Raw genomic sequence first — 13,955 nt, forward strand, 5'->3', positions numbered from 1 at the left:
AGTTATGAGTTAGTGAGTGATTAATTCAATCCCTAACTCTTAACTCCTAAATCCCATCTTTTGTCACTCAGTCCAATAGACTGGTTACTACTTATGCGAAGGGGTTAGCAAACAACAATACTAGGGCAACTACTAAGCCGTAGATGGTTAGCGCTTCCATAAACGCCAAACTCAGCAATAATGTACCGCGAATTTTGCCTTCTGCTTCTGGTTGACGAGCAATACCTTCTACAGCTTGTCCTGCTGCATTACCTTGACCAATACCAGGACCAATAGCAGCTAAACCAACAGCTAGAGCAGCAGCTAATACGGAAGCAGCAGAAATTAATGGATCCATGATCTTCTTTCCTTACTTTAGAGATACGGTTGATTTGGGAATATAGTGTTAGTAGTCAGCTATCATCTATCAGTTATTGGCGATCAGATGCTATTAATTGGTGAAGCTCCCTCGGTTGACTTTTGACTACCTGTTGTCACCCTGGCACTTTCACCTCTCACCTGTCACCTCATCACTGACTGTTTTTTTTGAGGGGTCTAATGACTTCCCTCATGCTCTTCGCCATGATGATCTTCCATCGCTTCACCAATATAAGCAGCAGCGAGGGTGGCAAAAATTAGGGCTTGAATGGCACTTGTGAATAGTCCCAAGGCCATCACTGGCAATGGTACAAACAGGGGCACTAGTAACACTAGCACGCCAACTACCAGTTCATCAGCTAAAATGTTACCGAATAAACGGAAACTTAGGGAAAGAGGTTTGGTGAAATCTTCAATAATCTTGAAGGGCAACATAAAGGACACTGGTTGCACGTAGTTGCCAAAGTACCCTAAGCCTTTTTTGCTGAATCCAGCATAAAAATAAGCTAAAGATGTTAACAACGCTAAGGCAACTGTTGTATTGATATCGCTGGTAGGAGCGGCCAGTTCACCTTCTGGCAAATGAATTAGTTTAAATGGAACTAATGCTCCGGACCAGTTGGAGACGAAAATGAACAAGAACAACGTGCCCACAAAAGGCACCCAGGGGCGATATTCTTTTTCGCCAATCTGGTTTTTTGCCAAGTCCCGAATGAATTCTAGGGCAAACTCCATTAGGTTTTGAATGCCTCTAGGAATGCGTTTCACATTGCTGCTTGCCAGAATGGAAGCTAGTGTTAATACGCCGATTACAAACCAGGATGTGAGAAACACCTGTCCATGGAGCTTTAGGTTGCCTATTTGCCAGTACAGATGCTTACCCACCTCCAATTCTGCTAAGGGAAAGGAGTAGAAGTTCAGAAAATTGAGCATTTTCTTTCTAATGGGGTCGCTTCTTTCATCTTACTGGAGAAGCGGAGCTTTTTAAGGTTCCCGCAGCTTTGTAGAGTCACAAGACAAAAGCCATCCTGATTACATAGATGATGAGCGTGGCTTTGTAGGTCAGAAATCCCAAGAATATGGGCATGATTTGCAGTTGATTCCACCGTGATGCTAACAATATCAGCACGACTAATAAGGCTAATCGGGTTTTACTCAGCTGTTGTTTCTCTGTGCCTAAACGCTCTACATCTCTGGCCAACATCCTTAGGTAAAGCACTCCCGCACATGCCCCTAATAAATAGTTTAAGGCCATGTTCAGGGAATAAGCAATCCAAACGGCTGTGAAAATTACTGCTGTTAGGACAAGGGTAATGACCAACAGCTCTTGATAGAGTTGGTAAAACTCTTTCATGGCAGAGTTTTTTTGTTCCTCTGGTTTGAGAATCAGGTTGGTCATCGTTTTTTGTTGTCGGAGTGGATACATTTTGTTCTTGATGACAAGCTCACGGAACTTGAAACCAGTTCAACTAAATAGGGTGACTGCTTATTCAGTCAGCTGAATCATACCACGTTAGTGGTAACAATACTTTAGAAAAAACAATTAACTTAATTTTTTTGGCAATTTTTTGCCGGAAGTTGGCAAAGATTGTTCTTGTTTCGCTTACCTTCATCTCCCTCGCCTTTAACAATGCGATCGCACTTCCAATTAAAGGTTGGGACTGAGTATCAATAATTGCTGCTCTATCAATTTCCTGACTCCAGCTAAATCCACTTGACTTTCTACGAGAATTTGTGATATGGTTTGGGAGCCATTACATTTTTCCATGAACTCTAACTCCTGGGGAGATAGATTAATAATCTGGTAGTCGTAATTAAATATACATCGACTGGGAAATCCATCCAGACAAGGGTTTAGTTCTGGTATGGCTGCTAGTAGGGCATGATCATCTTGCCAATGGCTTTTTTCTAAGGGAGGAGAAGTCAGGAAAAACTCGTAGTGGGCAACTTCGGGGTCTAATAGTTCTATGAGGCGATATTGTTCTCTGGGGGATAGTTCTTGGGCTCTTGCCATCAGTTCTGGCGCTCTCCCCAATAATCTCTCCAGATTCCAAAAGCCTGGATTGGAAAATCCTACAAACTCTAACCCAGAAGCATCTATGAGCTGGAATAAAGAATCAATATTATAATCTATTTCCTGGGGATGGACGTACATGTCAGCAAAACACTCGTCCTTTTGATTTTCCCATGACCATCTGGCTTTCTCTCTATTGACAATTCTATTGTTTTCTGGTAGGGTGGCAAATACTTTTCTACCCACTTGCACCCCATCTCCATAATCGCCACGTTTACTTCCTTGGAGAAGTGCGATCGCCTTTTGCATAAGTTGTATTTCCCATCTACCCAATTCACCATAAACAAAGATGTGCATAATTCCTCCTGGTGCCAGTTTACCAGCGAGGGACTGAATACCAGTGATGGGGTCAGGTAAATGATGGAGTACACCAACGGAATTAATCAAATCAAACTTTCCTGGTATTTGGTCCACATCATAAATACTCAGGTGGTGAAATTCCACCCGGTTAGCACCGGAACTTTGACAGCGTTTTCTAGCAACTTCTAGGGTACCTGGACTAATATCTATTCCTACTACATGTGAGTAGGGATTCAAATGTACTAAATATTCCGTGCTAACTCCCGATCCACAACCAGCATCTAAAATCCGGATATCTTGTTTTGAGGGTTTTCTCCCGGTACAGAAGTTATAAGCAGCTAACCAATTCCAGCGCCAATTATATCCTGGTGGTGGTTGGTCTAGAATTGGTTCAGGGGGGAACGGGTAAGTGTCATAAAGTTTGGCTACAGCAGCAGTGATTTGGGTGTCGGACATTGTTAGAGATTAACGCAGCTGGTCCTAGTTTACCAGAAAGTACCCACTACACCAAAGCTTTAAGTAAGGCTTGTAATTTAAGCTGCACCTCAGCAAATTCTCGTTCAGGGTCAGAACCCGCAACAATACCAGCACCAGCATATAATCTGGCACAATTATTGTTAATAAGAGCGGAACGAATACCCACAATAAACTCGCAATTTCCCCTACTATCTAACCATCCTAGGGGTGCAGCATATAGACCCCGATCAAATTTTTCGTAGTGCCTAATTTCCGCACAGGCAATTTCTCTAGTCGCCCCTGCTACAGCAGGTGTGGGGTGTAATTGGGCAACAATTTTTATGGGGTGAACATTATTGGGAACCACAGCAGTAATTGGTGTCCAGAGGTGTTGAATATTTGCCAGTTGTCGTAGTCGTGGAGTTAGGGGTTGGGGAAATAACCCCAGTTGTGATAGTCTCTGACTAATAAAATCAATTACCAGGTTATGTTCGTGTTTTTCCTTGCTACTGTTGACTAATCTATGGGCATTAACTGCATCTTCCTTAGGTGTTTTACCCCTGGGAGCTGAACCAGCTAGTGCATCGGTGATTAGCTGGTGGTCTTGAATGCTAATTAGTCGTTCTGGACTGGCGCCTAGGAAGTTTTCTCCTCGACCATTACTAATACAAAACACATAACAGTTAGGATGTAAGTTCCTTAAATTATTTAGGGATTTTAATAGATTAAACGAACTATATGAATATACATCTAATGTGTCTGCCAAAACAATTTTGCTTAACTGTTTAGCCTCTATTTTTTTGAGAGCTGATAAAACTGAGTTTTTAAAAACGTCCGGATTGTTTATCTGGCTTCTGTGGGAACTTTTGCAGGTAGTCACAGCCATGGGGAGACCATTGGTTAGAGATTGTAAAGTCCTGATTTTATTTTGGATATCTTGGAGTATGTGGTTAACATCAACATCAGCATCAACTAGCTTGTTGATTACTAGAGTACAAGAGGAATTTTTCACAGCTACTTGTAATTTGGGTAGAAAAATTGTCGCTGCTGGAAAGGGATAATTTGAATGCTGGTGCTGTTCAAAAAAACTAAAACTGCAAAAAAAGTGACTACCTGTGAACGGTTCATTAAGATTACCGAAATTAATGATATTTTTTAGACAATCTTTGATAAAATCTTCCGTTTTGTTAAATCTGTTTTGACCATTAATATCTAATTTCTTTATGGCATCAATAGCCACAATGGCTTCCCCTTTACTTTTATTTTCAAAATAAAAGTTCAATGTGTTCCTTTGTCCTAACTTATCTAATACAAATAGGGGATCTATAAAATCAATTGCCAGGGAGATGCTAACAATTTGCTGGTGATGATTTTCATAGCATCTTTGTTGCACTGCTAACAGTAGTTGATGCAAATCTTTATAATCTGTGAGGAATCTTGGAAGACATGGTGAAATTGTCATGGATGTGTCTGTTAATTTTTTTTAAGTTTTATTGATCAAGTGTAACAAATGGATTGTAATATTTTAATTCTATTACTAGTTCTATTGCAGGTTTTATTAGTTCAAATTAGCATCTTCTGGGAACTTGGAGCTATAAGAACTATAAAATTTCAGTATAGGATCCGGTGGTAAATTTATTAGATTGTAGTTGATGAGGAATAATGACCACAAGACAAATACCCAATCGTAAGTTATGGATGGCTGCTATTAAACCACCAATGTACAGTGTTGCTATTATGCCTATATGGGTGGGATCTTGTGTCGCTTTTGCGCAAACTCAAATTTTTCATGGAGTCCTATTTGGGATTTTTGCAACTGCGGCAATTTTGATTCTAGCGTGGGAGAATATCACTAATGATGTTTTTGATGCGGAAACGGGTATTGATAAAAATAAACATCACTCATTAGTAAGTTTAACAGGTAATAAGCAATTAATGTTTTGGTTGGGTAATTTGTGCCTAGTTTTGGGTTTGTCAGGAATAATTGCGATCGCCTGGTTACAGAGAGATCCAACTGTGATTGGACTTATTCTATTGTGTTGTAGTTTAGGTTATGTGTACCAGGGACCTCCCTTTAGATTAGGGTATAAGGGTTGGGGAGAAGTTTTGTGTTTCTTTGCGTTTGGACCTGTGGGGATGACAGCAGCATACTACAGTCAAACCCAAAATTGGTCACCTACTAATTTAGCTGCTTCGGTTATTGTGGGTATTGTAACTAGTTTAGTATTATTCTGTTCTCATTTTCATCAAGTAAAAGATGACATTGCTGCGGGAAAACGGTCACCCATTGTGAGGTTAGGAACACAAAGGAGTGCGGAAGTTTTAGTATGGTTTACCGCTAGCATTTATGTGATATGTTTATTATTGGTATTGTTAGGGATTTTTCCCTTTTGGACTCTATTAAGTTGGTTGAGTTTACCTTTTGGGGTGAAATTATGTGGTCACGTGTGGAAAAACCATCATCTTCCCGAAAAGGTGAGTAATTGCAAGTTCATTGCCATCGGGGTGCATTTTTGGAGTTGTTTGTTATTAGGGATAGGGTTTATTTTGGGTTAGAAAAATGGAGTACCAATTTTCTTTTCGTCACTTTAGTCAGAAATTTACCCATGCTGTGATTACCAATCATGGTGTTTGGGATATGCGAGAGGGCGTAATGATTAGACTAGTTGACCGAACTGGGAAAGTAGGTTGGGGGGAAATTTCTCCTATTGCTTGGTTTGGTTCAGAAACCTTAGAACAAGCTAGGGAGTTTTGTAGTCAACTACCAAAGATAATTACTCTGGAGATGATTTTGGGCATTCCAGCGCACTTACCAGCTTGTCAATTTGCTTTTGAATCTGCCAGAGAAAATTTTTCCAATTCAATGCCTGTTTTTAAAAATCAACATTTAGGAGATGAAAGCCTAATAAGTAAAAAGATGAAATATAGTGCTTTATTACCTAGAGGAGAAGCTGCTGTTCAGGGATGGAAAAATTTATGGCAAAAGGGTTATGAGACCTTCAAACTAAAAATAGCGGTGGATGACATAACTCAGGAATTAGAAATTTTGCACTTACTGGTTGGTCAACTACCAGAATCTGCCAAAATTCGGTTAGACGCTAATGGAGGACTCAATTATCAACAGGCTAAATTATGGTTAGAAGTTTGTGATCAATTTTCTGAAAAGATTGAATTTATCGAGCAACCGTTGGGGATGGATAGGTTGGAAGAAATGCTAGAATTGAGTCAGGTATATTTAACAGAAATCGCTTTAGATGAGTCTGTTGCTACCTGGCAAAAGTTAGAAAGTTGTTATCAAATGGGGTGGCGAGGAGTTTTTGTGGTCAAACCAGCTATTTTAGGTTCACCATCTCGGTTGAGGGAATTCTGCCAAAATCACACCATTGATCTGGTATTTTCTTCTGTATTTGAAACTCCTATTGGTAGAGAAGCTGCGCTCAAGTTAGCTGGGGAACTATCTTATGGGATATCTAACCTATCTGGTAATTGCCGTTCTTTAGGTTTTGGTATTGATCATTATTTTGCACTACAATCTACAAACTGGCCAGAAGTTTTATGGAATCCTATTTATTAAAAAGTTTATCAGATCTAGAAGATAAAAACATCTCTCGGGAAAATTGGTTAATAGTTAAAAATGGTGAACAATTTGAACCCCTTGTTAAGGAATTATATGGTGAAATACGTCACCAATTAGATAGGCAAATTGACCACAACCATGAACCCGTATATAAACCCCTAAAAATCATTTTAGCCCAGCGAGATCCGGTAAAATTTCTGGCGGGATTTATTGCTGGTTGTGCAGCTGAGTGTGCAGTTTTTTTATGTAATCCCGACTGGGAAAAAAATGAATGGGAGCAAGTTTGGAATTTAGTAAAACCAGATATTATTTGGGGTGATGAGATAAAATTTCCGGATTTTACCACCACTAATATTCCGGAAGAACCTATGATTAGTGGCATTATGATTCCCACTGGTGGTTCATCGGGAAAGATTAAATTTGCCATTCATACCTGGGAAACTCTCACTGCGTCAGTGCGGGGATTTACAGAATATTTTAATTTAAGTTCGGTGAATTCTTTCTGTGTTTTACCACTATATCATGTGAGTGGTTTGATGCAGTTTATAAGAAGTTTTACCACCGGTGGAAAATTAGTTATTACTTCATTTAAACAGCTTACATCTGAATCTAACCAAACATCAGATATTTACAAGATAAAAAACTCAGACTTTTTTATATCTCTAGTGCCAACTCAATTACAAAAACTATTAGACAATCAAAAATTAACCCAATGGCTATCGGAGTTTGAAACTGTATTATTGGGAGGTGGACCATCATGGAACGATTTATTAATCAAAGCTAGAGCAAATGGCATTAGGTTAGCTCCCACATACGGTATGACCGAAACAGCTTCCCAAATAGCCACCTTAAAACCAGATGAGTTTTTAAAAATAGCACCGGATGAGTTTTTAAAAACTAAAAATAGTGGTCGGACTCTCCCCCATGCAGAAATTGTGATGGAGCATTTTCTGGAAAATGAACATTATGAGGGAAATCATCTGGGAGCTATTAGGATTAATGCTAAATCCTTGGCTTTGGGCTACTATCCCACAATTTGGCAGGATGATCAGGGTTTTTTAACCGATGATATGGGATTTTTAGACCAGAATGGTTATTTACATATTATGGGACGTAGGAGTAATAAAATTATTTCCGGTGGTGAGAATATTTATCCTCCAGAAGTGGAAGCAGCAATCCGAGCAACTAATCTGATTATGGATGTGTGTGTAATTGGCATACCAGATCATAATTGGGGGGAAGCAGTAACAGCTATTTATGTCCCCCAATCTCCTCCCACTCCCATCCCAGAAATCAAAAACCAACTCCAGCAAACATTAACCAGGTTTAAAATTCCTAAATATTGGATTCCCGTGGTTAGCTTACCTCGTAATCCACAGGGAAAAATCAACATTTCACAACTTCAACAGATCGTCCTGGAATCTCTCGATCAGGAAATGATCATATAATCTCCTCCCTGGATTTTTTTCTCTCGATATCTTCTACGTCTCTACGATTAGTTTCTAACCAGGAAATTATCTCACCTGACATTTGTCTCTTATTCCGTGTAGCTACATCAATACACACGTGTCTGGTAATTGCTTTGGCTACAATCACGTTATTCACACTAATTTCATAGTTAATGTCAAATTTGTCCTCGGTGATTTTTTTGGGAATCAAGTTAATTATTAATTTGTCTCCACAATAAATTGGTCGTAAATAATCTGCACTTGCATGTACAATGGGATAAGCTATTGATGGATGGGTAAAGAAATTCCTCATGTTGATGTTAACATGTATTAGGGAATCTTCATAGGCTTCGTGACATATATTTAAAATGTTCGCGAAGTAAACAACCCCTGCTGCATCAGTATCCGCAAATCTTATGGTTCTTTGATAAGTGAAAATCATTGTTGATATGTAGATATATAGTTGATAATCAATAAACATCCTGAGAGCTGGGATTGAGGTAAGGGTAATGTAAATCAATTAGCTGAGATGCAAAATGTTGCTGAATAATCTGTATTCGCTCTTCTATGGCATTTTTACCTTTTTGCCAAGCTTCTAACAGAGCATTGGCAATTATTTGACAACGGTTCATACCAAAACTCTCTTCTGGAGAGAATTTTTGGTTCGGTTCTTCAGCTAAACTCAATCCAGGGGCTAAGTATTTGGTAAATAGGGGTATTTGGGGCTGAAAATAAATTTCGGTCTCTAGGTAAGTTGGTTCTAAAATTTTACGGATAGCTGGATAGTCTTGACAGTTAAAATGCAATGTGGCTGTATCATACCTTCTATAAGAAATAGGATTATATAATACTTCAAAACTAAAGGGAATGCTGGCATCGTTTAGTCGTTTTGTTAAAATGTTCATCAGGGCGATCGCTCCGGATGGGGTAATGTTAAAATAGATTTTTACTATTTTTTTAGAATAATAATTTATATTATGGTTATAAGATAGATGTTGCTGATTACAGTTGCCAACTGCTATGTAACAACCATTTTGCAGTCGGTTCTTTGGCATCCAAATCCCTATTAAATCACCAGGATTAGGAGATCGGTTGGACTTGAGATAACATTCTGGTTCTACATACAGTGTGAGATTATTTTTCATCACGGCAATAGTCCCATCTGGTTCTGTTCTTAATACCTCCCATTCAGCATCATAGTTACCTATACCGTGATTATTTTCATGTAGCTGTTGGTAAAAATTTCGGTCAACACCTAATTTATAATTTGGTTCTAATCCGTTGGTTAGTAAATGACCACACTGCTGATTATTGGTAGATAAAATGGGTTGCAGTGCCCCGTTATAATAAATACCATGGAGGAAATTGCGCAGCAATAGGTTTAGATATTTTTGCTGCAAATCCGGTGAATTGTGTCTAAATCTTTGTGCCACCGTACTAGGTATGGCAAAAGGTTGATATTGGGGATGTTGAATAGAGAAATCCGCTGAAATCTCAATATTTCTAGCAATATCAAATAGGGACTCAATAACGGACAGGTGATAATTATCTAGTCGACTTACTGGGGAACTTTGAGAACTACTGATTTGGCTTATTTGACTATTTAGGGGGGAATTGTTTAACTGCAGACCATGCAAATGGCTATTTATGGGGGAATTATTTACTTGGTAACTACTCAACATCTTAATAGACTTGCACCTCCGAAATATAACTCAAATATACTGGCAATTTAGGCTCTAACAGCAAATAGTACATAAAGTTTTAACAAACATCCATAGGATAGGATGAACAATCCTTAACATAATCACTAATGGGATCAACAACCGCGTAAACGAGTTTTAGGGTAGTAGATTGGTGCTATTTGGCGATCGGTTTCCCGGCCATTTTTTTTGCTGTAAGTTTTAACCCCTATCTTAACTCCTATCACAGATGGCAGAATTTCCTGGGGTGAAGTGCCAAAAATATTTAATAGTGAGTTTTCTGGCATGGTTAATAGTTTTTTGCCAACCTCTAACATAGATAAATGAGTTTTGTCAAAATACTTATAGTAGTTGATGCATTTTTGAATATAATGGATAAGTGCCAATCCTGTAAATTGAACTACCCGGATAATAAACTGTGGGAAGTATTCTAAAACCATGGGAAAGATCTGGAGATAGGTTCGCATAATTGCAATTAGGGAGGGTTGAACCGTATCCAGGGAAACAAGGGCTAAATCCAGGGATTCTTCTAGGTCTAAACTGGAATCTACCACCAAACTAGAAAGCCATATTTGTAGATAACTAGCGAGTAGAGTTCCTAAATCAAAAGCGGGATCCCCCCAAGCATATACTCCCCATTGCTTAAATCTGACTAGACAGTCATCTAAGTTTTGCCAGCGGGAATGAACTAGAATATTATCTAGTTGTAAATCATTGTGGGTTAAACAACATGGTTTCCAATGGTATGATAAATCCGCAATGGCAGATTCTATTTCTTCATAATGTTGATAAAGCGCGTGAAATTCCAGTGCTGCTGTGGGAATTTTGCCCCACACCTGCTGGGTAAGGGAGCTTATTCCTTGAACCGGATTGTAATAATTGTAGCGTAACTCTCCCTCGGGTGCAGTATCTATAAAATCACGGTATTCCTGCTTCTGGAAAGTGGAACGATGTAAACATGCTAATGCACTACCAATAGAAGTAGCAATTTCTAGGGGGAAAATACTGCGATTTTTGTAAAATTCCTCCAGTTCCATATATTCGCTCAGAAAAGTACAGACCAGGATAGAGTTTTCCGCATCAAAGTGTAATAGTAAAGATGCGATCGCCGGAATATTACCAAGAAGGGGAAATTGCACTAGTAATTGGTGAAAAACCCACTCGTTCGAGAACTGGTAGTTACTGGGATATTCCCCATTAGGGGTTTCTTGTTTAATTAGAATTTGGCGGTTACCAGAGAGTTTTACCAAGAAAATATGGTTATCAATAGTAGTTTTAGGTAAATCAGATTCAGGGGATGGAGAATCTTGTGAACTGAACAGACCTGTGTCATAAAGGTACTGGATCACATTTTCGGAAGACAGTGATATTTTCATGTATAACTTTCCCAGTTACTTAAATTACCGAGCGGATTGATGGGGAAATTGAGGAGTTTTCCGTTGTGAGGATTAAGTAGATAGCGACAATACACCAACCATTAAATATTGCTGTTATCTAGTAATATCTTGTTTATTTAGTGAAAACTTGCCAATATGGCAAATTTACCTTGATTTGCACTTCAATTGCAGTTCAAATTATACGGAAGACTCTATAGTCCTGTAAAATATTGACACCACTGACGATAATACTCCCAGTATACATTGAATTTTTAGTTTTTATCCGATTCATGGTAAAATATACATATACTGATCAGCTCATGTCCACCATTAATACTTCATTCCACACCAAAGTCCAATTTTTACAGCGTCAAGCGGCGTCTGTGTTACTTTATCAGTCAGTATTACAAACGGAAGTAGGAATAGCGTTTCTAGAATTACTCCAGGCCATACGCTATACGGATGGAGATGGACGTAATTGTCTCCAAGCTTATGGCAATTACTTTCATTCTTTAGCAAGCAGTCAGCAAACTTGGGAAGAATATTTAATTAGACAAATTCTCCTATCAGACAATCCCTTTACTAAACTGGCTCAAAAGCGAGAATTTACTGATTTACCATCAGCATTAATCGCTGCTGCGCAACATGATCTACAGATATTACAAAACTTGTACGAGTGTAATTGTGCCCTTTTGAGTGAGTGGGTACAGACTGTATGCCATTTACCGGTTTCCCCAGTTGTATGGTATCAGGAACCCCAACCTCAACCAATCCAAACAGTAATACTTCAAGATTTAATGAGCACTTGGCAACAGTTAGAAAACTGGGGTGATATCATTGGGGACCTGGTGACCTATTATCAACACCAGGGAAGCGGGTTATTTGCTGAATATCGAGCTTTTAGATGGGAGAATGGGGAGTTTTTTGGCATACCCTATCCTGATAGGGTTAAACTGGAAACACTGGTAGGTTATGAGGAACAAAAACAAATCCTGTTAAAGAATACTCGGTTTTTATTATCAGGACAACCAGCGCTCCATGTATTACTTTATGGTAGTCGTGGTTCTGGAAAGTCTTCCTTAGTAAAATCCCTATTAAATCAGGATGGTTACCACAATCTGCGCCTGGTGGAAGTAAGAAAATCAGAGTTGTATAGTTTACCACAAATTGTGGAATATTTACGGGATTTACCTCAGAAATTTATCATTTTCGTTGATGATCTTTCCTTTGAAGAGGATGATGATGTCTTCAAATCACTAAAAGTTGTTTTGGAAGGTGGTTTAACCCCCCGTCCCAATAATGTGGTTGTTTACGCTACATCTAACCGTCGCCATTTAATCAGGGAGTATTTTACTGACAGACCAAACCCAAAGGATCACCAAGAGGTTCATAGTTGGGATACAATGGAGGAGAAACTTTCTTTTGCAGATCGTTTTGGTTTAACACTAACCTTTGAAGCTGCTGATCAGAGAACCTATTTACAAATAATTCATCACTTAGCAGCAGAAACGGGTATGGATTTAGGCGGGGAAGATCTAGAATTTCAAGCTCTCCAATGGGCAACCCGTCATAATGGGCGTTCCGGTCGTACAGCACGACAGTTTATTGACTTCCTACAAGCCGATTCAAATGACAATAACAACTACTAATTCTCACCAGATAAATACAGTCAAAGTCAGCAAGATACCATCAATTATAGGTAGTAATAGACTGATTATAGGTGTGCTATCGTTCAGTATAAGTTTTGGTTTAAGTATTGTCCCTCGATGGGATTTTAGTCATGCTTTGATTAGTGCTATCATTACTGTGATTGCCACTTATGCAGCTGCCTTATTCGCTGACAAACGACGGAGAAATCATGAATTAATGGTTTTAAATTCCCTTTACCCTAAGATCAGGCAAATGGAGCAGTTGAAATATCGCATTGTCAGAGAAATCGAACAATTAGAACAACATAAGGTTTTAGCATATACAGAATCAAAACAACTGGAAAATCAAATACTAGATTGTCGTAATAAGAGAGATACTATTCACCGGGAGATAGGTAACTATGCTGCGGAAAAAAGGCAATTAGAGTTGGAAATTGGCACGATGGAAGAAACCATGGGTGAGCTACAAAACAGTAGGCAAGAATTGCATAAGTCTTGTATAGATCTAACAGCTGAGAAGCGTCGTCTGGATACTAATTGTCAGGTTTTACGGTCAGAAATTGGCCAGCTACAATCTCAAATAGCAATTTATAAACAAGAAAAAGAGGAACTAGAAAGCAACCTAGTTCTTTCCCAGAGACTTAAACCTCAACTAGAAGAGAAGCTCCATGAACTGAGAACGGAAAGTCAAGATTTAGAAGATAAGGTCTTGACACAAAAGAACCTATTACAGGAAGCTATAGAAACTGAGCAGGGTTTACAAGCCAAAATGGTTGACCTACAACACCATAAACAAAAACACGAAACAGAAGTGAGTCAATTGCAAAATCGAATTTCCTTACTCAGGGATGAACATGACCTATTACAAAACCAAGTTTGGGAATTATTGCAAAACCTGGAAACCCTAGCTCCACAAACTACTCTTGCAGATGATGAAGATAACAACGAGGAAAATAATGTTGAATTGTTCCCCTTTGATGATTTACTATAGTTGTTTGCTAGCTGTCCACAAATTAAC

The 13,955-nt window shown here is 38.8% G+C and carries 13 protein-coding genes; 5 read left to right on the top strand and 8 right to left on the bottom strand.

Annotation, left to right across the window (positions count from 1 at the left end; genetic code table 11):
- Positions 1-91: 91 nt before the first annotated feature.
- The 5 genes from atpE to ASL19_RS02280 all read right to left on the bottom strand — a co-directional run bounded on the left by atpE (position 92) and on the right by ASL19_RS02280 (position 4,649).
- The gene (gene atpE, locus ASL19_RS02260; protein ID WP_006278178.1) at positions 92-337 is read right to left on the bottom strand and encodes an ATP synthase F0 subunit C; all 246 of its coding nucleotides are present in this window, start codon (positions 335-337) and stop codon (positions 92-94) included.
- 197 nt (positions 338-534) lie between these two features.
- On the bottom strand, positions 535-1,290 hold the full coding sequence (atpB, locus tag ASL19_RS02265; RefSeq protein ID WP_006278177.1) for a F0F1 ATP synthase subunit A: 756 nt from the start codon (positions 1,288-1,290) through the stop codon (positions 535-537).
- A 76-nt stretch (positions 1,291-1,366) separates the two neighbouring features.
- On the bottom strand, positions 1,367-1,756 hold the full coding sequence (locus ASL19_RS02270) for an ATP synthase subunit I (RefSeq protein WP_167317752.1): 390 nt from the start codon (positions 1,754-1,756) through the stop codon (positions 1,367-1,369).
- 249 nt (positions 1,757-2,005) lie between these two features.
- Positions 2,006-3,187 carry a bifunctional 2-polyprenyl-6-hydroxyphenol methylase/3-demethylubiquinol 3-O-methyltransferase UbiG gene (locus tag ASL19_RS02275; RefSeq protein ID WP_057177115.1) on the bottom strand — a complete coding sequence of 394 codons (1,182 nt, stop codon included), beginning with the start codon at positions 3,185-3,187 and terminating at the stop codon, positions 2,006-2,008.
- A 46-nt stretch (positions 3,188-3,233) separates the two neighbouring features.
- A complete protein-coding gene (locus ASL19_RS02280) occupies positions 3,234-4,649 on the bottom strand; it encodes an isochorismate synthase MenF (protein WP_057177116.1) in 1,416 nt (471 codons plus the stop codon).
- Between the two features lie 200 nt (positions 4,650-4,849).
- Here ASL19_RS02280 and menA point away from each other — a divergent pair, with 200 nt between their 5' ends.
- Genes menA through ASL19_RS02295 form a run of 3 tightly spaced genes read left to right on the top strand, consistent with a single transcriptional unit; the run spans position 4,850 to position 8,212 of the window.
- Entirely contained in the window at positions 4,850-5,743 is an 894-nt protein-coding gene (gene menA, locus ASL19_RS02285; RefSeq protein ID WP_006278173.1) for a 2-carboxy-1,4-naphthoquinone phytyltransferase, read from the top strand.
- A 4-nt stretch (positions 5,744-5,747) separates the two neighbouring features.
- Positions 5,748-6,761, top strand: coding sequence for an o-succinylbenzoate synthase (locus ASL19_RS02290; protein ID WP_057177117.1), 1,014 nt, complete (start codon positions 5,748-5,750; stop codon positions 6,759-6,761).
- Positions 6,743-8,212: a 2-succinylbenzoate--CoA ligase gene (locus tag ASL19_RS02295; RefSeq protein WP_057177118.1), complete on the top strand. Its 1,470-nt coding sequence runs from the start codon at positions 6,743-6,745 to the stop codon at positions 8,210-8,212. The genes ASL19_RS02290 and ASL19_RS02295 overlap by 19 nt, the downstream gene beginning before the upstream one ends.
- Here the strand turns inward: ASL19_RS02295 and ASL19_RS02300 are convergent.
- From ASL19_RS02300 to ASL19_RS02310, 3 genes are all read right to left on the bottom strand, one after another.
- On the bottom strand, positions 8,205-8,654 hold the full coding sequence (locus tag ASL19_RS02300) for a thioesterase family protein (RefSeq protein ID WP_057177236.1): 450 nt from the start codon (positions 8,652-8,654) through the stop codon (positions 8,205-8,207). The two genes, ASL19_RS02295 and ASL19_RS02300, sit on opposite strands and share 8 nt — an antisense overlap.
- Before the next feature lie 28 nt (positions 8,655-8,682).
- On the bottom strand, positions 8,683-9,894 hold the full coding sequence (locus ASL19_RS02305) for a T3SS effector HopA1 family protein (RefSeq protein WP_082604641.1): 1,212 nt from the start codon (positions 9,892-9,894) through the stop codon (positions 8,683-8,685).
- 134 nt (positions 9,895-10,028) lie between these two features.
- Positions 10,029-11,288, bottom strand: a complete 1,260-nt coding sequence (locus ASL19_RS02310) for a phosphotransferase family protein (protein ID WP_057177119.1) — start codon at positions 11,286-11,288, stop codon at positions 10,029-10,031.
- 320 nt (positions 11,289-11,608) lie between these two features.
- Here ASL19_RS02310 and ASL19_RS02315 point away from each other — a divergent pair, with 320 nt between their 5' ends.
- Positions 11,609-12,937 carry an ATP-binding protein gene (locus tag ASL19_RS02315; RefSeq protein ID WP_235528910.1) on the top strand — a complete coding sequence of 443 codons (1,329 nt, stop codon included), beginning with the start codon at positions 11,609-11,611 and terminating at the stop codon, positions 12,935-12,937.
- Entirely contained in the window at positions 12,918-13,928 is a 1,011-nt protein-coding gene (locus ASL19_RS02320) for a hypothetical protein (RefSeq protein WP_057177121.1), read from the top strand. The genes ASL19_RS02315 and ASL19_RS02320 overlap by 20 nt, the downstream gene beginning before the upstream one ends.
- Positions 13,929-13,955: the final 27 nt, after the last annotated feature.

Origin of the sequence: Cylindrospermopsis sp. CR12, from assembly GCF_001432185.1 — a bacterium.
Lineage (GTDB): Bacteria > Cyanobacteriota > Cyanobacteriia > Cyanobacteriales > Nostocaceae > Raphidiopsis > Raphidiopsis raciborskii.

What these genes read in the sequence shown, in the direction of transcription:
- atpB (WP_006278177.1), bottom strand. Translation starts at nt 1,290, where the DNA reads ATGCTCAATTTTCTGAACTTCTACTCCTTTCCCTTAGCAGAATTGGAG.
- ASL19_RS02305 (WP_082604641.1), bottom strand. Translation starts at nt 9,894, where the DNA reads ATGTTGAGTAGTTACCAAGTAAATAATTCCCCCATAAATAGCCATTTG.
- ASL19_RS02290 (WP_057177117.1), top strand. Translation starts at nt 5,748, where the DNA reads ATGGAGTACCAATTTTCTTTTCGTCACTTTAGTCAGAAATTTACCCAT.
- ASL19_RS02270 (WP_167317752.1), bottom strand. Translation starts at nt 1,756, where the DNA reads ATGACCAACCTGATTCTCAAACCAGAGGAACAAAAAAACTCTGCCATG.
- ASL19_RS02320 (WP_057177121.1), top strand. Translation starts at nt 12,918, where the DNA reads ATGACAATAACAACTACTAATTCTCACCAGATAAATACAGTCAAAGTC.
- ASL19_RS02275 (WP_057177115.1), bottom strand. Translation starts at nt 3,187, where the DNA reads ATGTCCGACACCCAAATCACTGCTGCTGTAGCCAAACTTTATGACACT.
- ASL19_RS02315 (WP_235528910.1), top strand. Translation starts at nt 11,609, where the DNA reads ATGTCCACCATTAATACTTCATTCCACACCAAAGTCCAATTTTTACAG.
- ASL19_RS02310 (WP_057177119.1), bottom strand. Translation starts at nt 11,288, where the DNA reads ATGAAAATATCACTGTCTTCCGAAAATGTGATCCAGTACCTTTATGAC.
- ASL19_RS02295 (WP_057177118.1), top strand. Translation starts at nt 6,743, where the DNA reads ATGGAATCCTATTTATTAAAAAGTTTATCAGATCTAGAAGATAAAAAC.
- atpE (WP_006278178.1), bottom strand. Translation starts at nt 337, where the DNA reads ATGGATCCATTAATTTCTGCTGCTTCCGTATTAGCTGCTGCTCTAGCT.
- menA (WP_006278173.1), top strand. Translation starts at nt 4,850, where the DNA reads ATGACCACAAGACAAATACCCAATCGTAAGTTATGGATGGCTGCTATT.
- ASL19_RS02300 (WP_057177236.1), bottom strand. Translation starts at nt 8,654, where the DNA reads ATGATTTTCACTTATCAAAGAACCATAAGATTTGCGGATACTGATGCA.
- ASL19_RS02280 (WP_057177116.1), bottom strand. Translation starts at nt 4,649, where the DNA reads ATGACAATTTCACCATGTCTTCCAAGATTCCTCACAGATTATAAAGAT.